At 62.3% G+C, this 25,718-nt stretch carries 19 protein-coding genes and 2 pseudogenes; 9 read left to right on the top strand and 12 right to left on the bottom strand.

The features are described from left to right. Nucleotides 1–18: 18 nt before the first annotated feature. Nucleotides 19–207 (top strand): hypothetical protein, encoded by a 189-nt coding sequence (locus KQ659_RS16915; RefSeq protein ID WP_216688163.1) that lies wholly within the window; start codon nucleotides 19–21, stop codon nucleotides 205–207. A gap of 99 nt (nucleotides 208–306) precedes the next feature. Here KQ659_RS16915 and KQ659_RS16920 read toward each other — a convergent pair whose 3' ends face one another. From KQ659_RS16920 to KQ659_RS16930, 3 genes and pseudogenes are all read right to left on the bottom strand, one after another. After that, nucleotides 307–468: a hypothetical protein gene (locus KQ659_RS16920; RefSeq protein WP_216688162.1), complete on the bottom strand. Its 162-nt coding sequence runs from the start codon at nucleotides 466–468 to the stop codon at nucleotides 307–309. Between the two features lie 3 nt (nucleotides 469–471). After that, a pseudogene (locus KQ659_RS16925) lies at nucleotides 472–714 on the bottom strand (class I SAM-dependent methyltransferase); the annotation flags it as partial. Nucleotides 715–729: 15 nt separating this feature from the next. Beyond that, a complete protein-coding gene (locus KQ659_RS16930; protein WP_216679984.1) occupies nucleotides 730–960 on the bottom strand; it encodes a hypothetical protein in 231 nt (76 codons plus the stop codon). A gap of 355 nt (nucleotides 961–1,315) precedes the next feature. On the opposite strand from KQ659_RS16930, the gene KQ659_RS16935 reads away from it, so the two are divergent. Continuing rightward, complete coding sequence (locus tag KQ659_RS16935) at nucleotides 1,316–3,382, top strand: S9 family peptidase (protein WP_216688160.1); 2,067 nt, start codon at nucleotides 1,316–1,318, stop codon at nucleotides 3,380–3,382. Nucleotides 3,383–3,609: 227 nt separating this feature from the next. Here KQ659_RS16935 and KQ659_RS21580 read toward each other — a convergent pair whose 3' ends face one another. Continuing rightward, a complete protein-coding gene (locus tag KQ659_RS21580; protein ID WP_262905498.1) occupies nucleotides 3,610–3,744 on the bottom strand; it encodes a hypothetical protein in 135 nt (44 codons plus the stop codon). A 3-nt stretch (nucleotides 3,745–3,747) separates the two neighbouring features. Between KQ659_RS21580 and KQ659_RS16940 the strand changes: the two genes are divergently transcribed. The 4 genes and pseudogenes from KQ659_RS16940 (at nucleotide 3,748) to KQ659_RS16955 (ending at nucleotide 8,853) form a co-directional block, all read left to right on the top strand. Then, on the top strand, nucleotides 3,748–6,858 hold the full coding sequence (locus KQ659_RS16940; RefSeq protein WP_216679982.1) for a PAS domain S-box protein: 3,111 nt from the start codon (nucleotides 3,748–3,750) through the stop codon (nucleotides 6,856–6,858). 238 nt (nucleotides 6,859–7,096) lie between these two features. Further along, nucleotides 7,097–7,504, top strand: a complete 408-nt coding sequence (locus tag KQ659_RS16945; protein WP_226930133.1) for a 7TMR-DISMED2 domain-containing protein — start codon at nucleotides 7,097–7,099, stop codon at nucleotides 7,502–7,504. After that, nucleotides 7,410–7,973 (top strand): annotated as a pseudogene (locus KQ659_RS22165) (7TM diverse intracellular signaling domain-containing protein); the annotation flags it as partial. The gene KQ659_RS16945 and the pseudogene KQ659_RS22165, both read left to right, overlap by 95 nt. A gap of 55 nt (nucleotides 7,974–8,028) precedes the next feature. Next, nucleotides 8,029–8,853 carry a sensor histidine kinase gene (locus KQ659_RS16955; RefSeq protein ID WP_226930019.1) on the top strand — a complete coding sequence of 275 codons (825 nt, stop codon included), beginning with the start codon at nucleotides 8,029–8,031 and terminating at the stop codon, nucleotides 8,851–8,853. 88 nt (nucleotides 8,854–8,941) lie between these two features. Here KQ659_RS16955 and KQ659_RS16960 read toward each other — a convergent pair whose 3' ends face one another. The 5 genes from KQ659_RS16960 to KQ659_RS16980 form a co-directional block, all read right to left on the bottom strand. Then, a complete protein-coding gene (locus KQ659_RS16960; protein ID WP_216688157.1) occupies nucleotides 8,942–11,095 on the bottom strand; it encodes an FUSC family membrane protein in 2,154 nt (717 codons plus the stop codon). 84 nt (nucleotides 11,096–11,179) lie between these two features. Further along, complete coding sequence (locus tag KQ659_RS16965; RefSeq protein WP_216686005.1) at nucleotides 11,180–11,467, bottom strand: hypothetical protein; 288 nt, start codon at nucleotides 11,465–11,467, stop codon at nucleotides 11,180–11,182. Nucleotides 11,468–11,538: 71 nt separating this feature from the next. Then, nucleotides 11,539–11,742, bottom strand: coding sequence for a bestrophin family protein (locus KQ659_RS16970; RefSeq protein WP_216688156.1), 204 nt, complete (start codon nucleotides 11,740–11,742; stop codon nucleotides 11,539–11,541). Beyond that, on the bottom strand, nucleotides 11,742–12,500 hold the full coding sequence (locus KQ659_RS16975) for a bestrophin family protein (protein WP_216688155.1): 759 nt from the start codon (nucleotides 12,498–12,500) through the stop codon (nucleotides 11,742–11,744). The genes KQ659_RS16970 and KQ659_RS16975 overlap by 1 nt, the downstream gene beginning before the upstream one ends. Nucleotides 12,501–12,558: 58 nt before the next feature. Next, nucleotides 12,559–12,969: a RidA family protein gene (locus KQ659_RS16980; protein ID WP_216679977.1), complete on the bottom strand. Its 411-nt coding sequence runs from the start codon at nucleotides 12,967–12,969 to the stop codon at nucleotides 12,559–12,561. Nucleotides 12,970–13,399: 430 nt separating this feature from the next. Between KQ659_RS16980 and KQ659_RS16985 the strand changes: the two genes are divergently transcribed. The 3 genes from KQ659_RS16985 to KQ659_RS16995 all read left to right on the top strand — a co-directional run bounded on the left by KQ659_RS16985 (nucleotide 13,400) and on the right by KQ659_RS16995 (nucleotide 16,274). Further along, nucleotides 13,400–14,215, top strand: coding sequence for an energy transducer TonB (locus KQ659_RS16985; protein WP_216688154.1), 816 nt, complete (start codon nucleotides 13,400–13,402; stop codon nucleotides 14,213–14,215). A gap of 75 nt (nucleotides 14,216–14,290) precedes the next feature. Further along, nucleotides 14,291–15,817, top strand: coding sequence for a DNA integrity scanning protein DisA nucleotide-binding domain protein (locus KQ659_RS16990; protein WP_216688153.1), 1,527 nt, complete (start codon nucleotides 14,291–14,293; stop codon nucleotides 15,815–15,817). A gap of 103 nt (nucleotides 15,818–15,920) precedes the next feature. Then, nucleotides 15,921–16,274: a hypothetical protein gene (locus tag KQ659_RS16995; protein ID WP_216688152.1), complete on the top strand. Its 354-nt coding sequence runs from the start codon at nucleotides 15,921–15,923 to the stop codon at nucleotides 16,272–16,274. Nucleotides 16,275–16,279: 5 nt separating this feature from the next. Here KQ659_RS16995 and KQ659_RS17000 read toward each other — a convergent pair whose 3' ends face one another. From KQ659_RS17000 to KQ659_RS17010, 3 genes are all read right to left on the bottom strand, one after another. Further along, complete coding sequence (locus KQ659_RS17000) at nucleotides 16,280–16,777, bottom strand: PaaI family thioesterase (RefSeq protein WP_226930020.1); 498 nt, start codon at nucleotides 16,775–16,777, stop codon at nucleotides 16,280–16,282. A 56-nt stretch (nucleotides 16,778–16,833) separates the two neighbouring features. Further along, nucleotides 16,834–17,361 (bottom strand): PPC domain-containing DNA-binding protein, encoded by a 528-nt coding sequence (locus KQ659_RS17005; protein ID WP_216688151.1) that lies wholly within the window; start codon nucleotides 17,359–17,361, stop codon nucleotides 16,834–16,836. Between the two features lie 151 nt (nucleotides 17,362–17,512). Then, complete coding sequence (locus tag KQ659_RS17010; RefSeq protein ID WP_216688150.1) at nucleotides 17,513–25,408, bottom strand: beta strand repeat-containing protein; 7,896 nt, start codon at nucleotides 25,406–25,408, stop codon at nucleotides 17,513–17,515. Nucleotides 25,409–25,718 lie beyond the last annotated feature (310 nt).

Genomic DNA, 25,718 nt, shown 5'->3' on the forward strand with positions numbered 1-25,718 from the left:
TTTTATTTCACTACTGCCATGCCTCAGGGAGATAAATCGAAGTACACCGACAAGCAGAAGCGCCAGGCCGAGCACATTGAAGACGGCTACGAGAAGAAAGGCGTTTCGGAGAAGGAAGCCGAGGCCCGCGCCTGGGCCACGGTGAATAAAAACGACGGCGGCGGGAAACAACCCGGCGGCTCGGGCCGTAAGAAGGCCGACAAATGATTTCTTGGTCAGTTCCAACGATGCCAAGTGGCTGTCACCCCACAAAAACAGCGCCTCCCGCAAACGATTACGGGAGGCGCTGTTTTGATATACCGACGGCTACAGTGGTTTCCGGGCCACCATTTTCACCAGCCGCAGCTGCTGCCAGGTAAAGTCGGCAGTGCCGATGGACTCTTCGTAGCGCACTATTTTCAGGCCGGCGGCTTTGTATAAGGTAAGCAGCTCGTTGGTTTGGAAAAACACGCGGTAGTCGCCGCCCACTACCTACAGCTTTTCGGTGGCATCCATGTGGAAGGCTTCGAGCACGACCAGGCCGCCGGGTTTCGGAGCGCGCCTGATGCGGGCGGCGTAGTCGTGGCCGCCGGCGTAGCTCAGCACAATGAGGTCCCATTTATTGGTACCCCAGTCGTACTGGGCCATGTCGGCTACTTCGGTGGTGATTTTGACGCCGAGGCTGGTAGCTCTTTTTTGCGCGTAATCCAGAGCTTTTTCGGCCACGTCGGCTCCCGTTACCTGCCAGCCCTACTGGGCCAGGTAAATGGCGTTGCGACCTTCGCCCATGTCGGCGTCGAAGGCAGTACCGGGCCTGAGGTTTCTCACGGTTTCGACCAGCAGGGCATCGGGCTGCTCGTTGAGCACGCGGGCCCGCATCAGCGAATCGATGAGCAGGTAGTTCCAGCGCTGGCGGGTGCGCTCGGCCATTTCACGGTTGTAGGCGGCTTGCTGGGCGGCGGTGGGGCTGGCGAGCAGCACGGGGTCGGGGCCCAGCCCGGGGATGGGCGGCAGGCTACGGCTTGGCGGGCGCGGGCTGCTGCGCCCGGGCCGGGCTCAGTATCAGGAACAGGGCCATGCTCAGCAACAAGCTGGCCGGCAGAAGCCGCACCAAGGAAGATGATTTCATCGTGCGCTCGAATTAAGTGGATTAGCCTAAAATTATTCATTAAATAGCGAATAATATATATTGAAGCTGTTTAGAAAGTCCCCGAACGGTCATGCTTCGCTGCGCTCTGCATGACCGTTCGGGGACATTTTGCAACTTTCTAAACAACTCCATTACCTCGCTCAGCGCTTTCACGCGCCATCCAGCCGGAGGCTGTAATTTTCGGGCATGAACAAGCTCTTTCTTGGCGCGCTGGCCTTGCTCCCACTCGCGGCGGCCGCCCAAACCCCTCCCCCATCCGCCGTGCTCACGCCCGAAAAGCTCTGGCAGTTGGGCCGACTGGGCGAAATGCAGGTATCGCCCGATGGCAAAACGGTGGCTTACACCGTGACCAAATACAACCTGGCCGAGAACAAGGGCAACGCCGACATCTGGACCGTGCCCGTGGCCGGTGGCACGCCGAAGAGACTCACCGACACGCCCGGCTCGGAAAACACCCTGAACTGGCGGCCCGATGGCAAGCTGACCTTCCTTTCGGGCGAAGGCAGCACCGACCAGCTCTACGTGATGAGTGCCAATGGCAGCGGCAAACAGAAGCTCAGCGACTTCCCCGACCAGGGCCTGAGCAACCTGAAATACGCGCCGAAGGCCAATTTCATCCTCTACACGCAGGACGTGAAATCGAGCCCGACCACGCTGGATATGTTTCCGGACCTGCCCAAGGCCGATGCCAAAATCATCGACGACCTGAACTACCGCCACTGGAACGTGTGGGACGACCACCTCGCCAGCCACGTTTTCTTCCAGCCCCTGAACGGTGACGGCAAGCCCGAAGGCTACGGCAAGGACCTGATGCCCGGCGAGAAATTCGACTCGCCGCTGATGCCCGACGGCGGCTCTGAGCAACTGGCCTTTTCGCCCGATGGCTACCGCATTGCCTACACCAGCCGCAAGCTGACTGGCAAGGCCGAGGCCGAGAGCACCAACGCCGACATTTACCTCTACGATATTCACAACCAGCAAACCGTGAACCTGAGCGAGGGCCTGGGTGGCTACGACACCGAGCCCAGCTTCTCGCCCGATGGCAAGCAGGTGGCCTGGCTGAGTATGGCCACGCCCGGCTTCGAGAGCGACCGCAACGGCATTGTGGTGTATGATTTCGCCAGCAAAAAGCGCGTTGACATCACCAAAGGCTCGGAGCTGAGCGCGGGCAACGTACGCTGGAGCGCCGACGGTAAAACCCTCTACTTCCTGGCCGTGGTGACGGGCGCGGAGCAGCTGTTTGCGGTGCCCGGCAAAGGCGGCAAAATCCGTCAGCTCACCACCGGCGCGCAGAATTACAACGCGTTTGAGCTGGTGGGCCGGGACCAGGCCGTGGCCAACCGCACCACCCTTTCGGCCTTCGCCGACATCGTGCGGCTGGATTTGAAAACGGGCAAGGAAACGCCACTTACCACCATTAACCAGCAGGAGCTGGCGGGCATCAAATTCGGCAAGGTGGAGGACCGCCGCGTGACCACCACCGACGGCAAGCAGATGCAGGTGTATGTGATTTACCCGCCCGATTTCGACCCGGCCAAAAAGTACCCCACCCTGCTCTACTGCCAGGGCGGGCCGCAGGCCCCCATCACCCAGAGCCAGAGCTACCGCTGGAATTTCCAGCTGATGGCGGCCAATGGCTACATCGTGGTGGCGCCCAACCGGCGCGGCCTGCCCGGCTTCGGGCGCGAGTGGAACGACGCTATTTCGGGCGACTGGGGCGGCCAAGCTATCCGCGACTATTTCTCGGCGATTGATGCCATCAGCAAGGAGCCGTTTGTGGACAAGGACCGCCGCGGCTGCGTGGGTGCCAGCTACGGTGGTTTCGCGGTGTATTACATGGCCGGCCACCACGAAGGCCGCTTCAAAACCTTTATTTCGCACGACGGCCTCTACAACCTCACCAGCTGGTACCCCAGCACCGAGGAAATGTTTTTCGCCAAGCACGACATGGGCGGCGCGCCCTGGGACGCCACGCCCAGCAAATCCTACCAGGAATTCAACCCCCAGATGTTCGTCAAAAACTGGGATACGCCCATTCTGGTCATCCAGGGCGGCAAGGATTTTCGGGTGCCCGAGGGGCAGGCGATGGAGGCCTTCGGCACGGCGCAGCTGCGCGGTATTCCGAGCCGGTTTCTGTACCTGCCCAACGAGGGGCACTGGGTGACGAAGCCGCAAAACTCGGTGCTCTGGCAGCGGGTGTTTTTTGAGTGGCTGGGCCGCACGCTGAAGCCCGGCGGGCAGGCGGGCAAGTAAGTTGGCTCAATCGTTTTTAGAAAACCCATCCGGTCGTCCGGATGGACTTTCTGGCGTTGGGACTTGGGGGCGGGCGGCTTTCGGCGCGGGCACGCATTTTATCCGTTGGCTCAAACCAGATAGCCATCAAGGCGATGGCCGGGGCGGAACGGCAGATGAAGAGGCATTCAGCTATTGCCGGGCGAAAAATCGGTACCTTTCAAGCAGGTTGTTTTTCTGAAAAACAATTATTTATACCCCACGCCGTATACACCGGCATTATGCTGGTTTTTAGGGTGCGGCAGCGGTTTTCCGCGGATTTCAGGCCCGCCCGCATCATTATAAAAATAGCGAAAACTTGCCTGCCGGGCCAGTTCAACCACTCCATGAAGGAAAGCGAAAAGCGTTACCGCCGGCTTATTGAAGCCAGCCAGGATTTATTGGTCACCATCGACTTGCAGGGCAATATTACCGACACCAACGAGGCAGCAGTCAAGATGACGGGCGTGAACCGCGACGCGCTGATGGGCTCCAATTTCTTCACCTATTTCACGGAGCCGGCCGCGCTGGAGCAGGTGTACCAGCAGGTGCTGGCCACCGGGGCCGTCACCAACGTGGCCTGCACCCTGCGCCACGCCAATGGCACGCCCACGCAGGTGCTGTTCGACGGAACGGTGAACAAGGACGACCACGGCCTGGTGCTGGGCGGCGTGCTGGTGGCCCGCGAAGTGGCCGGTAAAAACTGGGCCGACGAGCTGAGCATTGCCAACGAAGAATTGGCTTTCCAGAACGATGAGAAGGGAAAACGCGCCGCTGAGCTGGTGATTGCCAACAAAGAGCTGGCGTTTCAGAACGACGAGAAGGAGAAGCGGGCGCAGGAGCTGAGCATCGCCAACACGGAGCTGGCGTTTCAGAATGACGAGAAGGAAAAGCGCGCCCAGGAGCTGAGCATTGCCAACGAAGAGTTGGCTTTCCAGAACGACGAGAAGGAAAAGCGGGCCCAGGAACTGAGCGTAGCCAACACCGAGCTGGCGTTTCAGAACGACGAGAAGGAGAAGCGGGCGCAGGAGCTGAGCATCGCCAACACGGAGCTGGCGTTTCAGAATGACGAGAAGGAAAAGCGCGCCCAGGAGCTGAGCGTGGCCAATACCGAGCTGGCTTTCCAGAACGACGAGAAGGAAAAGCGGGCGCAGGAATTGAGCGTGGCCAACACCGAGCTGGCCTTTCAGAACGACGAGAAGGAGAAGCGGGCGCAGGAGCTCATCATCGCCAACACCGAGCTGGCGTTTCAGAACGACGAGAAGGAGAAGCGTGCCGCCGAACTGGGCATTGCCAACATTGAGCTGGCGTTTCAGAATGACGAGAAGGAAAAGCGGGCGCAGGAGCTGGTGATTGCCAACAAGGAGCTGGCCTTCCAGAACGATGAGAAGGTGAAGCGGGCGGCCGAGCTGCGCATTGCCAACTACGCCCGCAGCCTGATTGAGGCCAGCCGCGACCCGCTGGTCACCATCAGCCCGGAGGGCAAGATTACGGACACGAACCTGGCCACGGTGTACATCACGGGCATTGAGCGCGAGCAGCTGATTGGGTCCGATTTCTTTGCCTATTTCACGGAGCCGCAAATGGCCCGCGAGGTATACCAGAAGGTGTTTGCCGAGGGCACCGTGGCCGATTCGCCGCTCACGCTGCGGCACAAAGACGGCAAGCTGACCGACGTGCTGTTCAACGGCTCGGTGTATAAGAACGACGAAGGGCTGGTGCTGGGCGTGGTGATTGTGGCCCGCGACGTGACCGACCAGAAGCGCATTGCCACCGAGCTGACGGAGGCCAAAATTGCGGCCGAGCGCGCCACCGTGCTGGCCGAGGAAGCCCAGGCCAAAGCCGAAAGCGCCACCCAGACGGCCGAGGATGCCGTGAAAGCCAAGCAGCAGTTCCTCAGCAACATGAGCCACGAAATTCGCACGCCCATGAATGCCATCATCGGCTTCACGAAGGTGGTGCTGAAAACGGAGCTCACCGACAAGCAGCGCGAATACCTGACGGCCATCAAGATAAGCGGCGACACGCTGATTGTGCTCATCAACGACATTCTGGACCTGGCCAAGGTGGATGCCGGCCGGATGACCTTCGAGCAGATACCGTTCAAGCTCTCGGCTTCGGTGTCGGCCATGGTGCACTTGTTCGAAACCAAGATTCAGGAGAAAAATCTGGAGCTGGTGATGGAATACGACGAGAAAATCCCGGAAGTGCTGGTGGGCGACCCCGTGCGCCTGCACCAGATTATTCTGAACCTGGTGAGCAATGCCGTGAAATTTACCAGCGAAGGCAGCATCACGGTGGGCGTGCGGATGCTGGTGCAGGATGCGGAAAAGGTTATCCTGGAGTTTGCCGTGACGGATACCGGCATCGGCATCGAGCAGGCCAAGCTGGGCACAGTGTTCGACAATTTTCAGCAGGCCACCAGCGGCACCAGCCGCCTGTACGGCGGCACGGGCCTGGGCCTAGCCATTGTGAAAAACCTGGTGGAGCCGCAGGGGGGCACCATCAGCGTGCGGAGCAAAGTGGGCAAGGGCTCCACGTTCAGCTTCATTCTGAGCTTTACGAAAACGCTGGAAAAGGCCGAAATAGAAACCGGCCTGAACATCGAGCTGGAAGCCGGCTTTAAGGACGTTAAAATACTGGTAGTGGAAGATATTGCCCTCAACCAGCTGCTGATGAAGACCTTGTTGGAGGATTTTGGCTTTGAGATGGAAGTGGCCGGCAACGGGCAGATTGCCATCGAAAAACTGAGAACTACGCCCTTCGACATCGTGCTGATGGACCTGCAAATGCCCGTCATGAATGGCTTCGACGCCACCGAATACATCCGCAAGGAGCTGAAGCTCAAGGTGCCCATCATCGCCCTCACCGCTGACGTGACCACCGTGGATGTGGAAAAATGCAAGGCTGTGGGCATGAACGACTACATCTCGAAGCCCATCGACGATAAGCTGCTCTACAGCAAAATCATCAAGTACCTGAAAAGCTCGGGCTACAGCAAGCCCGCCGCCGCGCCGGGCCACCCGCCCGAGGCCGCGCTGCAGCCCCCACTCACCTGCGTCAACTTCGACTACCTGCGCCGCATCACCAAGAGCGACGCGCGCATGGCCGAGATGATTTACCTATATCTGCAGGAGATTCCGCAGCTGGTGCAAACCATGAAAAACGCCATTGAGCAGCAGCAGTGGCAAGCCCTGAAATCGGCCACGCATTCCATCATTCCCACCTTCGCCACCATTGGCATCAACCAGGAATTTGAGGACCACGCCAAAGACCTGCAAGCCCTGGCCGCCGTCCTGATTGCCCCCGAAGCCGCAGCCGACAGCACCGAAATCGTGGTCCAGGTGCACGCCCTGTTCTCCAAAATTGAAGCCGTGTGCGCGCTGGCCGCCCAGGAGCTGGAAGAGAAGCTGCAACGGCTTTCGCAAACGCTGCACCCAGCGCGGGCACAGAACTAAGCCGAATCAGCCGGATTTTTTCTTTTTAAATAAATGAATATTAAATGAATTAATTGTTATTTGCCGATTCAGCAGCCTGTTAGCATCGGCCTATGCGGTTTTGTCTATTCTTGGTACTGATACTGAGCTGCTGGCAGCCTGGGGCGGCCCAGGACGCACCGCCCCAGGCCCCGCGCGACACGGCTGCTGCTGAAAGACCCCAAGGGCGCGCACCTCTCGGAAGCCTACCACTACTATACTGAGCCCTTCGGGCCCCGCGCCCGACCCCGAGCGGACCGAGGCCGCGTGGCGCGCCGGCCGGTTCCGGCCCGGCCCCTGGCACAAGCCGCTCAACCTGGGCCTGATGCACCGCCGCGTGTGGATGCGCTTGCCCGTGCGCAACACCGAGCCCCTGCGCCTGCGCTTCCTGTGGAGCATTTTCAACTTCACCAACAGTGCGGCGCTGTATTGCCGGCGGGCGGGCAAGGCGAAGTTTACCCGCCCGGCGCGGTCGCTCAGCTTCCCATTTGCGCTGGACCCCGGCGAGGCGGTCGTGCTCTACCTGCGCGTGGATGCCCACACGGACAGCATCTACCTGCCCACCCACATCGAAACCACCGAATATTTCCTGGCTTGGGAAATGGGCTTTCCGTTTGAGCGGCACTGAGTGTGGTTGCTGGGCTTTTACTAAAGCTTGTGCCTTATTCAACCTGGTGCTTTTTGCGTTTCTGCGCGACCGTATTCACCTCTGGTACGTGGCCTACATGGTGGGTGTGACGCTGTTTCTGATGATGGAAGACGGGCTGGATGCCCTGCTGCTCCCGGCCGGACCGTACCGGCTGCTGTGGTCGGTGGGGCAGTATAATTTTATGCTGCTGGCGGCAGCGGCGGGTATTCGCATCATGCAGCTGTTTTTGCGGCTGCGGGCCAGCTGGCCGCGCCTGCACCGGGCCGGCAACTGGCTGGCGGGCGTGGTGGTAGGGTTTGTGGCGGGCTACGCCGGGCTGTTTCCATGGGCGGTGCGCCACAGCCTACCCACCGTGGAAGTGCTGAACGGGGTGCGCGAGGTACTGATGGTGCTGGTGTTCGGCTACGGCTGGACGGTGCTGCTGGCCCTGCTGCGGCACCGGCGCTGGCGGCGGCTGGCGGCGGCTGGCGGCATACTACGCCCTCACCTTCTTCTTCTTCTTTGTGGGCTACGGCATCTTCTGGCTCAATCATCTGGGCCTCAACAGCTTCAACCCCATCTACCCCAATACCCTGGCTTGGGGCCTCATGCTGGAGCTGCTGATACTGAGCGCCCTGCTCACTGGCCGCTTCCGGCATACGCTACGCCACAATGCCCGGCTGCGCGTGCAGCACCTGCGCCAGCGCGAGCGCGACGTACACAGCGCCCGCCTCATCGCGGCGCAGGACGATGAGCGCGAGCAGTTGGCCCGCGAGTTGCACGACGCCCTGGGTCCCAACATCGCCGCCCTGCACATGGCCTGGCAAAGCGAGGCCATGCGCGCCGCCCTGGCTTCGGCCCCCGCCGCCGCTGCCGTGGGCCAGCTCAACGAGGATATGCTGCGCGAGCTCTACAACCAGGTGCGGCAAATCAGCCACGTCCTGCTGCCGGCCGAATCGGTTACCAACCGCCTCACCACCTCCATCACCACGCTGCGCGACATGCTCAACCTGCACGGCACGCCGCAGGTACACACCGATTTCGGCCCCGGCCTCAACGAGCTGCCGCCGGCCGTGCAGTCGGCCGCCTTCCGCATCATGGCCGAGCTGGTGAACAACGCCGTGCGCCACGCCCAGGCCCGTCAGGTGCACGTGCACCTACACCGCCTCCCCACCGCCCTGGAGCTGTGCGTGGCCGACGACGGCCGCGGCTTCGGCCGGGGCGAAGACACGCCACTGACGGGCATTGGCCTGCGCGGGGTGCGCACCCGGGCGGCCTACCTGGGCGGCAGCGTGAGCATTGAGGTGCCAAAGGTGGGCACGCGGGTAATAGTGCGCCTACCGTGCTGAATTACTGTAGGGGCGAAGCGGTGCTTCGCCCGTCGTTCGCGCCAAGACAACGATTCCGTGCACCCAGGGGCGAAGCACCGCTTCGCCCCTACCCCGCCAAAACCTCCGTCACTTTGCCGATATCTCCGCTTACTTTTTGCAGAAACGTGAGCTGCTCCAGCAGCAGCTTGTCGTCGGCGGCTTCGACGGAGATATTGGGCTCGGGAGCAGCCAGCTCCTCAACGGGCGCGGCGGTGGCGGGCGCAATGCGAGCCAGGCTTTTGCTGAGGGCCGCCACGGCGCTGGTGAGGACGCGGCGGCTGTCGGGCGGGAAGGGCGGCACGGCGGGCGCGGCCTCGCGCAGGGTGCCGGTGAGGGCCGCGATGTTGGAGGAGAGAATGTGGTTCAGCACCACGAATTCGTGGGTTTCGGTGGGGCGGTGCTGCTTGCTTTTGGGCTCGGTGAGCATGCGCTGGAATGCCGCCGCGAGGTTGGCCCCGCTCACGTACACGTTTTTGCGCAGCAAGCGGTAGTCGTTGGGCGTGAGGGGGCGGCCGGCGAGGCGGTCGGCCAGCTGGCGCAAGTAGGCGAGGTTGGCGCGCAGGGCGGCGGCCATGTAGTCGGTCAATTGCTCCGATTCCCAGCTGGGAAACAGCAAGTAACCCGCCGAAAACGCAATGGCGCAGCCCATGAGCGTATCGGTGATGCGCTCCTGCGCCACGCCCAGGTAGCTCAGCCCCAGAAACCGGAACATGATGAGCAGATAAGCCGTCAGAAACACCACCGTAACCAGGTACACGGTGCGCTGAAAGCTGTAGGCCACCACCATAAACACCACCAGCACGGCAAACCGGGCCTCGGGCCACGGCACGGCCCACAGCACGAGGCCACCCAGCGCCCCGCCCGCCAGCGTGCCGATGATGCGCTCGGTATTGCGCTGCCGCGTGAGGCTGAACCCGGGCTTGAGCATGATGGTCACCGTCATCAGAATCCAGTAGTTGTGCTGGCCGTGCCACAGGGTTTCGGCCACGGCATAGGCCACCAGGCAGGCCACGGTCATGCGCACGGCGTGGCGGAACACGGCCGATTTCATGGTAAAATTCTGGCTCAGGGCGCGCAGCTCGATTTCCTGGCGAGCCACAAACTGGGTATGGTCGGCGGCACGGCTGGCGGCAGGCGCGGCGGCCGAAAGGGCCTCATCAAAATAGCGACGGATGTTGCCCACGCGCTGGATGATGTCGCGCAGGTTCACCAGTATTTTCTTCAATACCAGCGCATTGGCACCGGAATCCGCATCGGTGTCGAGGGCACTGATGCGGGCCTGCAGGCGGTCCCACTCGGCCGTGAGCACGGGGCCGGTACCGGGGTGCGCGTGGTTGGTCTGGATGGCCACGCCGAGGTGGTCCAATTCGGTGGCGACGTGCCGGATGAGCCGGGCCACGTCTTCCAGCACGCCGGTGTGGCCAAATGCTTCGCGCACGGCCGAGTAGTCGTAATACCCCACCGTGATGCGCTCGTACAGGTCCACCGTTTCCACGAAGGTGAGCACCAGGCGACGGCCGGTGCTGGTGGTTTCATTCACAATCTGGCGGGTGCGGAAGATGAGGTCGCGCACGGCTTCCTGCTTTTCATTCACCACCACTTGCTGGGCCACCAGCTGGCGGTAGTCCTCCTCCAGGGCCGTGGCGGGGTTGTAGAACTTGGCTTTGAGGTCCAGAAACCGCGCCAGGGCGTGAATACACTCACCCAGCGCCTGTTGGGCCGGGCGGTAGGGCCGCACCTGGTAGGCCACCAGGGCCAGCCCCGCGTACCAGATGCCGCCCAGCAGCAGCAGGCCCGCGTGGGCCGGCGCGGCGGCCAGGGCAGGTGGGTGGGCCAGCAGCAGCACCACGCTCAGCAAAGTAGCGGTGCCCACGGCCCCCGCACGCGCTCCCCAGACAAGCAGCATGGTCAACCCGAAACTCAGCGCCCCGATTTCGAGGGCCAGCGTCCAAACGTTGAGGGCGGCCGCGCCCGTGAGCAGGGCCGTGAGGCCCACCAGCACCAGGGCGGCCAGCATGCCGTTGCGGCGGTGCGCGGCCGGGCCGGGCGTGTCGGTCACGCTCACGCACACGGCCCCGGTCGCGATGCTCAGGCCCGCCTCGAAATGCCCCCACTGCCCCAGCAGCACCGCCGGCAACAGAATGGACACCGTGACCCGTACCCCATCGGAAAAATTCTGGCCGGAAAAGAAGTATCGGAGGCGGCGCGTCTGGTGGTTCATGCGGCGGGAGCGGGTAATACCGCAAGTAACGCGAAGAACGACCAAATGGGTTAGCAGGCCGGCGCGTGCACGCGGTATTTCGCGCTACAACTGCTGCAGCGACGGGCGTTCAGGCTCGTCGTAGGCCGTCGAGTCGCCGTCTTCATATACGACGCTTTCCAGGTCGTCGACGCAGGTTTCGAGCTCGGCTACTTCTTCTTCCTTGTCGGCCAGCTGCTGGCGCAGGCGGGCCAGCTCGCGGGTTTGCTGCTGCTGCCCGGCTTCGAGGCGGGCCAGGCGCTGCTGGTCGGCCTGGCATGCGGGCAGCGCAAGGGCCAACGCAGCCAACAGCGCGGCGCGGCGGCCGTGGGCCAAAGTCAATGGAAATTTCATTACCCCAAAATTACGCCCCGCCGGGTGTAGCCCATTGGCTTTGGCCCACGGCCGCCCCCGCTCCATATAGACTAATACATCACATCATTCACCGCCTCGACTTTGGGCGGCAGCTCGGTTTCTTCGAGCAGCTCGCGCAGGTCGATTTCGATGCTGCGGCAGATGGCCGTCATTGGCACGTCGTAGATGTCATTTTCGAAGGGGTTTTCGCTGGTGTAGCCCGCCGCTTCAATCACGTTAAATACCCACGATACGAGCACCGAAAACGGCACCATCAGCCAGACGCGGTACTGGCCAGGGCCTGACGGCTATCAAACTCCTCCACCAAACCCAGCGGCAGAATGGCCGCGAACACCCACACAAACACAAAGCTGAAGTAGGCAAACTGGCGCGGAAACGGCGTATTCTTGATGCGCTCGCAGCCGCCCTGCGCGTTTAGCAGGTCCTGAATGGTCTGCATCATGGCCACCTGGCGGAACTCGGTGAGCAGGCCGCGCTTATAGAGCTCGCGCAGCTCCACGCTCTGGCGGCGCAGCAGGTGAGTGGGCGGGTTGCTGAGCATTTTGGCCATCTGGGCTTCGGCCGGGGGCAGGAACGGGGCTACTTCGGTGTCCCAGAGGGCGGCGGTCTGGCGGCGCAGGTGCAGGCGCAGGGCGTTGCACCAGGCAATCTGGCGGTAGAGCAGGCGGCGGTGCAGCTCGGTGATGTAGCGCGGGTCGAGGCCCACGCCGTCGGGCATGGCCTGCACATAATCGAAGGAGCGGATGGCCCACACGCGGCTCGTGTTCACGATGCTGCCCCACAACTGCCGGCCTTCCCAGAACCGGTCGTAGGAGCCGTTGCTTTTGAAACCAATGTAGAAGGCCACCGCCGTACCGAGCAGCGCCACGGGCTGCCACGGAATATCGAGAACGTGCACGTTGAGTGGCCCGTAGAGCAGGCAAATCAGCGTGTTATAAACGGTAAAAATGAGCAGGCTGCGGCGTGTGAGCTGCCACACTACTTCCCAGCGGAGGTTTTTGCGAACGTACATGAGGGGGCAATAACTATTAATTTTCCCGGGGTGTTACGCCGCTGGCATTAAATCCCGATTAATTCCGCAGCGCGGCAATACACTTCAGCTCGATGGCGATGGGCGTGGGCAGGCAGTTTATTTCGAGGGTGGTGCGGCAGGGCTGGGCCGTGGCGAAGTACTCAGCATAGAGGCGGTTATAGGTCGGGAAGTCGTCCCTCATATTGGTCAGGAACACGGTCACGTCCACCAAATCGTCCCACTCGGCCCCGGCTTCTTCCAGAATGTAGCGCACGTTCTGAAACACGGCGTGACACTGGCTCTCAAAGTCATAGCGCAGAATGTTGCCATCCTCGTCCACTTCCACTCCGGGAATGGCTTTCTGGCCGCGCTGGCGCGGGCCCACGCCGGACAGAAACAACAGGTTGCCCACGCGGCGGGTGTAGGGGTAGGCACCCACGGGCTCGGGGGCGCGGCTTTCGGTAGTCATAACGCTTCGCTTAATGAGGAATGAGAAGATGGTCAGCCCCAGCGGGGTCGTACCCGGAGGGCAACGTATCGGCAGCAATATCGGCCCAGATGGCACGTCAAATCCCCAGCGGGGTCGTACCCGGAGGGCGACACTCGTCGAACGAGTGCCGCCCTCCGGGTACGACCCCGCTGGGGATTTGACGTTTTATCAAAGCGACCGATACTACCGACATACCGCACTCCGGGTACGACCCCGCTGGGGCTCCGTTTTTCGGTGTCGGGGTATGAGGTATTTCGCTTCAAAGTACATCATGCAACAGGGAAGGCGAAACCACGCGGGGCGCGGGCTGCCGTTCTTTGCAGAGCGCGCCAGCACTATCTTGGCAGTTATGGCCTTTGCGGTTCAACCGTCTTTTCTCATTACCCCTCCTCTTCTCCCTTTTCTACGCATGAAAACCTCAATGCTCCTGCTGCTTGGCGGCCTTAGTTTCTTCAGCCTGTCGGCCCACGCCCAGAAGCGCAAGATGCCACCCAAGCCCACGGCCAATGCCGTGTACGACTCGGTGCAGCAGCCCGCCGTGCCCCTGGGTGGCACCGAGCGCTACGCCCAGTTCCTAGCCGCGCACCAGAAATACCCCGCCACGGCCATGCAAAAAGGCATTCAGGGCACCGTGAAGGTGAGCTTTGTGGTGGAAAAAACCGGCACCGTGAATGAGGTGAAAGTCGAAACGCCCGTGGCCCCCGAACTTGATGCCGAAGCCATACGCCTCATCAAAAGCGGCCCAAAATGGACGCCCGCCAAGCACCGCAACCAGGTGGTGCGCCAGCGCGTGGTGGTGCCGGTATCGTTCGTGATGTCGCCGGGCAGCACCGTCACCATCGGCGGGCCGGCCAAGGAGCGGCCCATCACCACCTCCGCCGCCGACATTGCCGCCTCAGCCAATCCCGACCGCCCCGCCGTGGTGGCCCCCGACCGCCCCACCCAGCCCATGGGCGGCAACCAGGCTTTTTTCGACTGGATTGAAAAAAATCAGCAGTACCCCGGCCTGGCCCGCAAACGCAATATTCAGGGCAAAGTCATGGTCGAATTTATGGTGCAACGCGATGGCAGTCTGACAGATGCCCGTGTTATTAAGAAGATGGGCTCCGGACTGGACGAAGAGGCTTTGCGGCTGATAAAGGCCGCCCCGAAATGGGAGCCAGCCATGTTTCAGGGCAAGCCCATGAAGCAAAAGATGGTGTTACCGGTTCTATTCCAACTGTAAATTCAGCCAAACGACAAACATCCCCTCCTTAAAATAAAAAGGAGGGGCGTTTTTTTAGTCTCTGCTGCCCCACCCATGCTCTCTTCCTGCTCCTTAGCTGCCTCAAAGTCGCCTGCCATCATCGTTCCGCCGGCCCAAATCTGGCCCTACCAGGTGCGCTACCGCGAGGGAGCCCAGGCGCTGGCCCAGGACTTGTTCGATGCCCTAGATGACGACCTGAAGCCGTTTGTGCTGCTGCTCGCCCTGCCCGCCGACGACACCCTGTCCGCCCGCTGCCTGGAGCCCGTCGACAGCGACCTGCCCGCCGCCGCATTTTCCGACGTGGTGGCGCGGGGCCGCGTGCGCCAGCTCACCACGCCCTGGCCCTTTCCCGACCGCGACGACGTGACGGCCGCCGCCATCCGGCGCAAGCACCAGGGCATCGGCATCCGCGATGCCGTGCAGGAAACCCTCAATGCCCTTGATGGGCAGGGCCAGTACCAGCACTTTGCCGGCTGGCCGGTAGAGATAAACGGCTACTTTGTGACTACGGTGCTGCGCCTGCTGCGCAAGCCGCTGCGGGCCTACCCTTCATTGCAGCCCGCCCGCTACTACACCGATGGCAAGCCGCTGGCCCCGTCGCTGCTGCTGGCCGCCATGTACCGCTTCAACGAGGAAGGCGTGAAAGCCCTGAGCGAGCCCGAGCCGGGGGCCAGCATCTTCATGCGGCCCCGCGAAAGTGAGGAGCTACTGCGCGCCGCCGGCAAAACCTTCCTCGACACGCCCGCCCAGGCCCTGGGCCTCGACCCGGCTACTATCAAGCTGTTTGCCACCTGCAACACCATCAGCAGCCTGCGCTACGAGGGCGCCGAGGGCGTGGGCAACCTGCTGCTGGCCCGGCGCGGCCACCCCAACATCGAAGAGGTATTCGCCCTCACCTGCCCCACCGAGCTCACTGACTACCGCGCCGTGCGCAAGCTGCTGGAAATGGCCACGCCCGACGTGCACCTGCTCGCCGACGGCGAAAACGTGTACGCCCTGGGCCGCCAAATTGGCCACTACGATGCCGTGCGCGAGGATTTATTCGTTATCAGCTTCGTGACGCACTATGCCTGGGAGCTTCAGCATGCCGGGCATATCCTCATGCGCTCGCACTACGGCCTGCCCGGCCTGCCGCGCCCGCGCCTCAGCCGGCCGGCCTTCCGCAAGGCCCTCAAGCGCACCTTCGCCCTCACCGACGCGCCCAAAGTAGAGCGCCTCTGGGACGTGGTGCTCGAAGCCAGCCGCCAGAAGCACGGCACACTCCTGGTCATCACCACCGAGGCCCTGGCCGAAGCCGACCGCCTCAAGCTACAATGCATGCTCATCGAGCCCGTGCCGCTCACGCCGCTCATCACCCGCCTCGTCACCAGCATCGACGGCGCGGTGCTCCTCGACCCCGAGGGCTACTGCTATTCCATTGGGGTCATTCTCGACGGCCGCGCCTCGGGCCGGGGCGACGGTACGCGGGGCGCGCGCTACAACTCGGCCCTTCGCTACGTGGAAAGCTCCGACTATCCCTGCATCGCCATCGTGGTGAGCGAGGACGGAATGGTGGACGTGATTACTTCGGTGAAGGAATAAGAAAACAACACCCGTCGGGCGATATTCTTACGACAACTTACGTAACTTTATTGCCTCCTGCCCCCAAACTCACCAGGCACTTTTCCCTAGCCTTTCATATCCGATGACTGCCGACGACCGCCTCAATCAACTCGAACCGCTGCTTTCCGAAACGATGAGCATCCTGGACAGGCACACTGCTCAGCTCAAGCAATTGAGCTTTGCCATAAGCCAGGTAAGCACGGCAGTCGTTCAGCAAGGCGAAAACATCAGTTTCTTATTGCGTGAGCAACTGACGATGAAAGCGCAGCAAAATGACCTGAAAACCCAGCAGGACGTGATGAAAACCCAGCAGGACGTGATGAAAACCCAGCAGGACGTGATGAAAACCCAACTAGATGGGGTAGAAACCCAGCTGGATGGAGTAACTGGTAAGCTCGACCACATTCTGCAATTGCTGCAGAAGCCGGGCCAATAACCCGCCTACCGCTTTGCCCGAAACGACCAGGTGAGCTTGAACACCGCCACCACGTCGCCAGCCTCGTCTACGCCAGTGCTGGTACAGACTACGGTGCGGCCCTCGCCGGTGGCACGGCTCTCGGCCACGGCCTGAGCAATGAGCGGGCCATCAGGGCAGGTGAAGGCAATGAGGCCCACGGCTTTCTTCGTGAAGTCGCCCTGAATGCTTGTCACCAGCATCGAAACCGGCCCGCCCGCCTGCACCTGCATCATGCCCTGGATGCCGCTGGCAAACTCCCCTGCCATGGCCAGGCAGGCGAAATAGAGACTACGGAACGGATTCTGGGTAAGGAATTTGTAGCGAATGGTGACCGTGGCCGTTTCCGGCGTGAGCTGCGTGAGGCGCAGGCCCGCCAGCCACGCCATGGGCAGCTTGCGCATCATGAACAGCCGCAGCTTGAACGGGTTCAGCACCTGGCGGCGAAAGGCGACGGCTTGCGGGGTATCGGTGGCAGTAGTCATGGGGCGAAGGTACGTTTTCGGGCCGTTGCTATTGCCCCGGCCGGCCAGAATATCGGCTAGTATTTACGTGCTTTATCTTTTGCATCGGCCGGACTGGGAGCCGGCCGCACCACCAGCTCCTGATAGCCAAACGTGTCGTCCTTTTCGCGCCGAAACTCCAGCTGCGGCAGCTCGCCCAGCACAATTTCGGCGGTGGTGTACACCCGGCAGCCATCCAGCAAATGCCCACCGATGGTACGGCCCGTGCTGTCCGAAACCGCCAGGTGCAAATGCGAGCCATTGACCGACAGCGTGCCGACCAGCGACACGATTTCAAAATGGCCTTTGTACACGCTTGGCCCTTCCTGATTGGCCAGCCGCAGCGTGGCCACCGTGAGGCTGCCCACGCAGGTAATCATGGTGCCGGCCAGAATCTGGTTTTGCTGCGCGAAAGCCGTGAGCTGCTGGCGCAGGTCGTCGCCGGGGCGCAGGCGCAGGGCGTAGGTTTTGAGGGCGGAGTGTTGAGCGGCGGGAAGCACGGGGCTGACAGATTGGGCCAGCGCGGGGCCGGCTGACAGAAGCAGGAGCAGAAGTCGTGGAAACATCGCCCAAAGAACGGCATACCCGGCTTACCAAAGCCTGCCGGACATGTTGGTTTCTGGTTACTGATTTCTGGTTGCTTGACGAATCAGAAACGAGCAAAAAAAGCCTCCCGGTAAACTACCGGGAGGCTTTCCAAACACCGCGATGGCGGGACTATTCCTTCACCACTTTCAGGTGCTGCACGGGCTGGCCGGGCACGGCCAGGTGCACGAAGTACACGCCGCTGGCCAACGGGGCCAGGTCGGGCAGCTCCAGCTGGCTGGTGCCGGCCGGCAGGGCAGGCGTGCGCTGCGTGAGCAGGCTGCGCCCGGCGGCATCGGTCAGGCTCAGTAGTGCCGGGGCGGCCACCAGGCCGGCGGGCAGTTCCACGGTCAGCGTCAGGCGCTCACGGAAGGGGTTGGGCGCGGCCGTGAAGGACCGGGCATCCTTGCCTTCGAAACGCAGGGTGCGGACCGGCGAGAAGGTCGCCGTACCATCAAGGTCAAGCTGGCGCAGGCGGTAGTAGCGCAGGCCGGCTTTGCTGGCCTCCCGGTCGAGGTAGGCGTACTCGCGCGGGCTGGTGCTGGCCGCCGTGGGGCTGGCCACGAAACTCAGCACGCGGTAGCTGCGGCCGTCGGTGCTCACCTGCACCTCAAAGCCCCGACTGTTTTTCTCCGTAGCCGTGCTCCAGGTCAGGGCGGCATCGCTGCCGGCGCGGGTGGCCTCAAAGCGCGTCAGCTCCACGGGCAGGGGCGCGCCCAGGTTGCCGAGGGTCCAGATGGAAAAGTCCGTGATGCCGGCTTTGCTTATCGTTTTAATGCCGGCGGTGATTGGCGACTGATTGGCCCAGGGGCCGCTCGTAGTCGTCACTGACTTAAACAAGGCCAGATTGCCGGTCGGAATTCCGTTCTGCTCGTGGGTGAAGTAGTTGAAGACCATGTCCACGTTCAGGCCGGTGTTGGTAGCCGGCTGAATGTCGAAGTAGCGCGTGATGCTCACGCTGGAGCCCGCGCCCGTGAGGGCCGTGCCGGTGGTACGCACCACCGGCGTGAGGCCGGGGCTGACGGAGCCCACGGCGGGGGTCAGCACCAGGCCGATGCCGCTGAAGCCCTCGGCCGTGCCGGCCGTCAGGGTGCGGTCGGGCACAATCACGGTACCCAGCAGGTAGCTGCTTTCGGTTTCCGAGAGCAGGGAGCCGGTGAGCAGCGTCAGGGTGAAGCTGCTGGTGCTGAGGACACCCGTCTTCATGGTCAGCCCGCTGCTGATGCTGGTGGCGTTGCTCAGGGCCATCGTGCCGCCGCTCAGGTCCACTTCCAGGGCGTAGAACGTGCTCATGCCCGTGACCGTGGGTGAGCTGCCCCGCAGGGACACCATGCCCCCAGTCAGGGTAGTGGTGCCGCTGTTGCTCAGGTTACCGTACACGGCCAGGATGCCCGCGCTCTGGGCCAGGCTGCCGCCGCTGGCAATAGTCAGGGTGCGGACCTCGGCCGTGGCCTGGGTGGTCAGGGCCGGGTAGTTGGCCAGGCCGACAGGGATGGTGGCATCCACGGTGCGGGTGGGCACGCAGGCCGTCCAGTTGGCGGCGTTGAACCAGTTGCTGCCGTCGTTGGGGGCGGCACCGGTGTAGGTTGTCGTCGTGCACACGCTGGCGGCGGTGCCCACCGTCACGGTGGTGGTGGCCGTGCAGGCGTTGGCATCGCGCACCGTTACCGTATAGCTGCCAGCCATCTGGCCCGTAAAGGTGTGAGGGCCGGCCGTGGCTGTCGTGGGCAGGAAAGTAGTCCCGTCGAGGCTGTACTGGTAGGGGCTGGTGCCGCCGCTGCCGGTGGCCGTCACGGTGCCGTCGTTGGCCCCGCTGGCGGTCTCATCGGTTTTGGTGGCCGTGACCGCCGTGGCCGAGGCCGGCTGCGAGATGGTGACCGCCTGGGCCGTGGCCGCCGTGCAGAACTGGCCCTTTACCAACACCTGGTAGGTGCCGGCCGCCAGGCCCGTGAACGTGTAGGGATTGATGGCGCTGGCCGTGTAAGTCACCCCGTTGTTGATGGAGTACTCATACGGAGCGGTGCCGCCTGCGGCCGTGACGGTGATGCTGCCCGTGCTACTGCCGAAGCAGCTCACGTTGGTTTGCGTGGTGCTGAAGGTGGGCAGCGGGCGCACCGTGACGATGGTGCTGGCCACCGGCGAGGCCGTGGCCGTGCAGTTGGCATCGCTCAGGGCCGTGACGGTGTAGGTGGTGCTGGCCGACAGCGCACCCGTGGTGAACGTGTAGGGGCTGGTCGTGATGCCCGTAACCGGGGTCGAGGTGGTGCCGTCGCTGTAGGTCAGGTTCCAGGGGGCGGTGCCGGTGAGGGCAAACGACACCGTGGTGGTGCTGCCGGCGCAAATCGGGCCGTTGTTGCTGGCCGTGGCCGTGGGCCGCGGGTTCACCGTGATGGTGATGGGCGTGGCCGGGCTGGAGCAGCCGGGACTGCTGGGGTAGCTGGCCGTTACGTTGTAAGTCGTCGTCGTCGTGGGGTTGAACGTGATGTTGTTGCCCGTCACGCTGGCTCCGGGTCCGCCGGTCACGGCGAAGGTGGCCGATTCGGGCGCGGTGCCGGTCACCAGCACGTTATCTACGCCCCAGTAATAGTCCCAGCCACCCACGTAGTTGTAGCGAATCCGCACGTTGGCTTGGTTGAGGGCACCGGCGGGCAGCACTAGCGAGGCAGCTACCGTGCCGGGGGTGGTAGAAGTCGGGTTCACCCCCTGGCTGGAGGTGTAGCTTACAATCGGAATCCAAGGACCGCCCGCGCCCGACACCGAGTAGTCCACCGTGCTTGTACCGGAAAGATAGCGGAAAAGGTGGTCGAAGGTGAGCGTAGCGGCGCTGTATGTGCTGAAGCTTGGCGAAATCAACTGAGTGTTGGTCGTCGAACCACTGTTTCCGGCATCCGAGTTGGCAAAAGCCAGCGGCGTACCGTTCGCACCATTCCAGGCCGTAAGTAAGCTAGCGTAGGTGTAGGGCGGGGTCACCAAAGCCCAAACGGCGGCAACACCGGTGCTGGTGGTGCTGGTGGTGGTCGTCGTCCAGGCGGCGGGAATGACGTTGAAGTTCTCAGTCAGCAAAGTCTGATTGGCCACCAGGTTGGTGTTGGTCGAAGCCACCACCACCGTGTTGCCGCCAGCGCAATAAGCAGCCGGAGTGCCGGGGGTCAGCGTCGGGGCGTTCGGGGTCGGGTTCACCGTAATGGACACGGCCACGGTGTTGGTACAGCTGGCCGCCCCGGCCCCGTCGTTGCCGGTCACGGTGTAGGCCGTGCTGGTAGTGGGGTTGAAGGTGATGGTGTGCAAGACGTTGTTCACCACCGTGCCCGTGGTGGGCAGTACACTCAGGGTGGTGTAGGTGCTGGGGCTGAAGGTGAGTGTCGTGCTGCTGCCGTTGCAGATGGTCGTGCTGCCGGTGAAGCTCAACGTCGGCGGAATCGACACGGTCACCGTCTGGGTGGCCAGCGCGTTGTTGCCCGCCACCGGGTCGTTGAAATACGAGGTGCTGGCATCGAACGTGTAGCTGCCCGCCGTCGTCACCGCATAGTTGCCCACCGTGAAGTTGGCCGTGCCGCTGGCCGGAATGCTGCCGCTAAAGGTGCCGCTCACCACTTCGGTAACCGCGCCGGGCTTGGTCACCGTCACCGATACCGGGATGGCAGCCGTCGTGGCCGTGGCATCGTAATTTCGGATGGTTACCTGCACCGGCTGGCTGCCGCTGTAGCACACGCTGGCTCCCGGCTGCACCAGGGCCGTGATGCCCACGTCCTGGAGGGGAATGCTGAATTCATCGGCCCCGATGTCGGGCGTGCCGCTGCGCGAGGTGCCGTCGTAGTCCACCACCACACTCACCGGGGTCGCCGTGCCGTCAAACGGCAGCGCCGCCGCCACGGCGTTCAGGTGCAGGTCGGTGCTGGTGTTCGTGAAGGGCGGCGGCTGGTTGATGGAGTTCAAATCCTGGCCGGTGCCGGTGCGAACGGCCGTTATGTCGGCCCGGTCGAGCGAGGCCACAAAGGCCAGCACCCCATTGGCCCCGCTCACGTAGTAGTCGTTGTAGTTGATGGTCGTGAAGGGCGTAGCTCCGGCCGTCACATAAAAGGCGTAGGACTTGGTGCCGCTTTCCCCGGTCTGGCTGTTGGAGAAGATGTTGTTCCGCACATCCATGCCCGTGCCAGCGGTGATGACCAGCGCGGCGCTCAGGCCGGCATCGGCCGATGCATCCACCTGGTTGCCGGTTAGTGCCACGCTGTTGTAATAAAGCTTGTGGCCCGTGCCGCCCACGATGCGGATGCCAAATGCGTTGAAGGTTGTACCCACCGCATCACCGTAGGTCAGCACGTCCATAATCATGTTGTTGCTGATTTCGATGCCGCTCGTGCCCGTGGCGCTCGATATGTTGATGCCGTAAGCTCCGTAGCCACCCGCGTTCAGCGAGCGCAGGTTGGCGATGTAGTTGCGGCTCACCACCGCGTTGGTCACGTTCGTGCCCAAATCAATGGCCGCAATGCTGAGGGTCGAAACCGTCGTCATCCCTTCAATGCGGTTGATTCGCACCACCGGGGCCGTGGCGTTCTGCACATCCACTCCCCGGAAGGTTACCGTGCTGCCGGCCGTGGCCGAGCCAATCTGGTTGCTCTCGATAAGCAGGTTGTCGAGCAGGCCGGTGGCGGCCACGCCCCGCGCATACACGGCGTTATACACCGTCGTGATGACGTTGTTCTGCACCGTCAGGTTGTCGTTGTCGGCCCCGGTGCCCGAGGTGGAGAGCGTCGCGCTGGCCGCATACACGCCAAAGGCCGTCGTCACGGTGGGCGTGCCGCCCACCAGGTTCAGGTTCTTCACCGTGTTGAAAGTCGCGCCCGCGCCGGTGCCCAGGCTGGCCACCAACACCAGGGCCGAGCCGGTGGTGGTGTTGGCCGTGGTCAGGGTCAGGTTGCGGGTGGTAGTGCCGTTGTTCGAGCCGTCCAGGGTCACGTAGTCGGCCCCGTTGAGCAGGATGACCGACGTAGCCGCCGAGCTGCCCGTCACGGTCGCCGTTACGCCCGTTTCGGGTTTAATGGTCAGCACGTTCGTGGCGTTGGCATCGGCGTTGGCGTTGAAGGTAACGGGGAAGACTTCGCTGGTTGCGGCCGAGTAGGCCGGGTCAATCAGAATGAAGTTCACCGCGCCGAGCAGGGCGCTGCCGTTGTAAGCAGCGGCGGCGGCGGTCAGCGTGGCATAGACGGCCGGCGGGGTGTGCGTGCTGGTGCCCACGTAGTAGTTGCCCGCCAGCGAAGGCAGGATGGTGTAGCTGTTCGGCGTACCGCTGAAACCAGCGCTGCCGGGCGGGTTGATGCCGGTGGCCCCGGAGGGAGTGCTGCCGATGTTATTGTTGCTGCTGTTGTCCTGGGCGGCCACATAATACTGGATGATGTCCCCCACCATCACCCCACCCAGCGTCGCTGCGCTGATGGTGAAGGTGTAGGTGCTGCCCGAAATGGACGTTGCCACGGCCGAGAAGTAGCTGCCGCCGGTGCTTTTCTTGAAATAGATGCGCGGTGCCCCCAAGCCCGTGGCCACGCCGGTACCGTCGGTGATGGTCGTGGTCAGGGTGCGGTTACCGGTGCTGCCGGTGCCGCCCAGCGCGGTGTAGGTAATGCTGGGTGCCGTCATGTCGTTCGGCGTAAAGGTGCCTTCGTCGGCCCCGATGTCGGGCGTGGTCAGGTTGCGGACATCAATGCCATCCACGTCGGTGGTGATGCCCCCGGCCGGGGCACCGCCGCTCTCCACCTGCGTCGAAATGCCGGTGTTGATGTGCAGGAAATTGGCCAGGGTGCCATCGGTGCCCAGAAAGGGCGGGTTCTCCGTTACCGAAGCCTGGTCGCGGTTCGCCATGAACGCCTTGTAAGCCGCCAGCGTCTGCTGCGGGTTGGTGGCCGTGGTGGTGCCCTCCACATAAATCAGGTTGGTGGCCGACGACGCGCCGGCCCAGAACAGGTTGTTGTTCGAGGTGGTGGCGTAGTTGGCCGGCACCGTGGCGGCCGTGCCGCTCACCCGGCGCAGGGCCGCCGTGTAGCCGCCCGTGCCAGCAGCGGTCGAGGTGTTCACTACAATGTTGTCGCGCAGGTCGAGGATAGGCGTAGTGCTGCCCAGGTACACGCCCGAGGTACCGAAGGTAGCCCCACCGGTGGCGTTCAGATAAATGGTATTGAAGTACGCGTTTACCTGGGTGCCGCTCGTAATGTTCAACCCCGCAATGGCCAGCAGCCCGGTGGCGGCCGGTGCCCGCAGGTCGCCAATCAGGTTGTTACTCACCATATAGGTGCCGCCCGCCGTGATGGTGAGGCCGTTCGCGATGCCCGCTGTGCCCGTGGCGCTCAGGTCATATATTTTGTTGCGCGAGATGGTGCTGCCCGTGCCTCCGCCCGTCGGCACTGAAATACCCGTGACGGTGCCGCTACCCGACGCAATGGCCAGCCCGCCAATGACGTTGCCGGTCAGCGTCTGCACATCGCCGGTGCCGTTGGCTGCCGTCACGATGCCGCGCAACGTATGGGTGGTGGCCGTGCTCGTACCACTAATAGTCAGGCCCGTGACGGTGTTGCCCGTGATGTTTTCGCTCGGGGTCGAGGTAGCAGTGCTGTTGATGCCGGTAAGGGTACAAGCCGTAGTGGAAGTTCCTAACGTTACGATGCTGTTGTTATTAATCGTGTTGCCCGAAATCGTGGTAGTAGCGGAACCCAACGTAACACATAGTAGCGAAGTGGAAGCCGTAGTGGCGACCGGGGTTTTACTGTTGCCCGTCAGGGTATTGTTATTGATGTTCACCGCACTGCCCGCCGCTACCGCACTCGACGAAATTAGCGTCATCGTACCCGTGCCGGGAGTGCTGTTGTTGGTGACAAAATTGCCCGTCAGGTTCACCGTGGCGGCCGTGGCTGAGCTGGTGATGCCAAGAAAAGCGCCCGTGGTGGCTGTAGCGTAGGTGCAGTTCGTTACCGTGTTGCCGGTAATATTCACCGTATTGCCGGCCGCCGTGCTGCCGATGCCGTTATCAATGCCCGTCATCCCCGACGTGGTGGAGCCGCTGGCCAGCGTGATGGTGTTGCCCGTGATGGTGATGCTGGCCGACGGGCCGGCGTTGCCATACACGCCGCGCAGGGTGCTCGTCACGGTGCTGGCCGCTACTGCCGACGTCGTGCCGCCGGCATAGTTCAGGGTGTTGTTGACGGTGTTGTTTACCACCTTAAACCCGTTCTGGTAGTTGCCGCCGATGCCCCAGCCGGTGGCCGTCGTGCCGAAGTTGTAAATCTGGTTGGCGGCCACCACCCCGATTTCATTGTTCTGGTCGTAGTTGGCCAGCGCCGTCAAGGTTGAAGCCGTAAAATAGATGCCCGTGGCCGAGTTGGTGATGATGCACCCGTCAACCTTGTTCGCCGAGTTGGCCCCGGCCGTCGTGGTGGCTGCCACCGTGGTTATGAGCGTGCTCACGCCGCCCGCCCCGTAGATGCCGAATGTGTTGACGTTGGTTTTGTTGAGCGTGATGACGCAGTTCTTGAACGTGTTGTTCTGGCAGCCGTTCGTGGTCAAAGGCCGGAACAGGGCATAGCCGAACTCCATCTGCGTGGTCGCGGTCACGTTGGCGGCGTTCTCGCTCAGGTCAATCCCGTCAAATGTCACGTAGTCGGCGCCGTTCAGGCGCACGATGCCGTCCACCGTGGTTGAGGTGCTGTTCAACTGGGCCGTAATATTGGGATTCGCCCCTGCGCCTGACTTCTGGAAGATAATTTGCCCTGTGGCTCCGCCAGTGCCCTGAGCCAACAGTAGCGGGAGTGCGGCCGTCGGAGTTTCAGTGTAGCCTGCTGGCACATTCACTGTTATGCCACCAGTGGCAAAATTGATGTTGATATCCGTGATAGCAGCCGTAAAATTGGCGTATTCGACACCAATGGTTTTGACCGTTTGTGCCCAAGCCCCGGCCGGGGCCAGCGCCAGCAAAAACAGCCAGGCCAGGCAACGCCCCGCCCAATAGCTGCCCCGTGAAGGAAGTAGTAAATGTTTTGTCATACAATAAAAAAGGGGGTGGTTGAAGAAGCGGAAGAATCCAAAAATGCCAAATCAGGCGGCCAGACATTTTGCCGCATATTTTGACATGATGCAAGCTACCCTGCTATCTCACGAACACAATCCCACTTTTCTGTCAATGGCTGTTTTACTACTAGATGGCTAATTTTACTGTCCAGAAGACTGCTATTTGTCGGCAGATGAATATTCAGGATTTTGTTCGAATCCCTATTAATTAACTAATGGCAATAAATTATAAAATAATTTCATACTAACGTAATCATACAATAACAGGCCAACGATTACCTGTCCC

This window comes from Hymenobacter siberiensis (assembly GCF_018967865.2).
Taxonomy (GTDB): Bacteria; Bacteroidota; Bacteroidia; order Cytophagales; family Hymenobacteraceae; genus Hymenobacter; species Hymenobacter siberiensis.

Bases quoted from the DNA above. Each gene is read 5' to 3' on its own strand.
- KQ659_RS16970 (WP_216688156.1), bottom strand. From the start codon at position 11,742: ATGGTGCCGTTTTCGGTGCTCGTATCGTGGGTATTTAACGTGATTGAA.
- KQ659_RS16980 (WP_216679977.1), bottom strand. From the start codon at position 12,969: ATGACTACCGAAAGCCGCGCCCCCGAGCCCGTGGGTGCCTACCCCTAC.
- KQ659_RS16990 (WP_216688153.1), top strand. From the start codon at position 14,291: ATGCTCTCTTCCTGCTCCTTAGCTGCCTCAAAGTCGCCTGCCATCATC.
- KQ659_RS16995 (WP_216688152.1), top strand. From the start codon at position 15,921: ATGACTGCCGACGACCGCCTCAATCAACTCGAACCGCTGCTTTCCGAA.
- KQ659_RS17010 (WP_216688150.1), bottom strand. From the start codon at position 25,408: ATGACAAAACATTTACTACTTCCTTCACGGGGCAGCTATTGGGCGGGG.
- KQ659_RS17000 (WP_226930020.1), bottom strand. From the start codon at position 16,777: ATGACTACTGCCACCGATACCCCGCAAGCCGTCGCCTTTCGCCGCCAG.
- KQ659_RS16915 (WP_216688163.1), top strand. From the start codon at position 19: ATGCCTCAGGGAGATAAATCGAAGTACACCGACAAGCAGAAGCGCCAG.
- KQ659_RS16985 (WP_216688154.1), top strand. From the start codon at position 13,400: ATGAAAACCTCAATGCTCCTGCTGCTTGGCGGCCTTAGTTTCTTCAGC.
- KQ659_RS16960 (WP_216688157.1), bottom strand. From the start codon at position 11,095: ATGAACCACCAGACGCGCCGCCTCCGATACTTCTTTTCCGGCCAGAAT.
- KQ659_RS17005 (WP_216688151.1), bottom strand. From the start codon at position 17,361: ATGTTTCCACGACTTCTGCTCCTGCTTCTGTCAGCCGGCCCCGCGCTG.
- KQ659_RS16935 (WP_216688160.1), top strand. From the start codon at position 1,316: ATGAACAAGCTCTTTCTTGGCGCGCTGGCCTTGCTCCCACTCGCGGCG.
- KQ659_RS16975 (WP_216688155.1), bottom strand. From the start codon at position 12,500: ATGTACGTTCGCAAAAACCTCCGCTGGGAAGTAGTGTGGCAGCTCACA.
- KQ659_RS16965 (WP_216686005.1), bottom strand. From the start codon at position 11,467: ATGAAATTTCCATTGACTTTGGCCCACGGCCGCCGCGCCGCGCTGTTG.
- KQ659_RS16940 (WP_216679982.1), top strand. From the start codon at position 3,748: ATGAAGGAAAGCGAAAAGCGTTACCGCCGGCTTATTGAAGCCAGCCAG.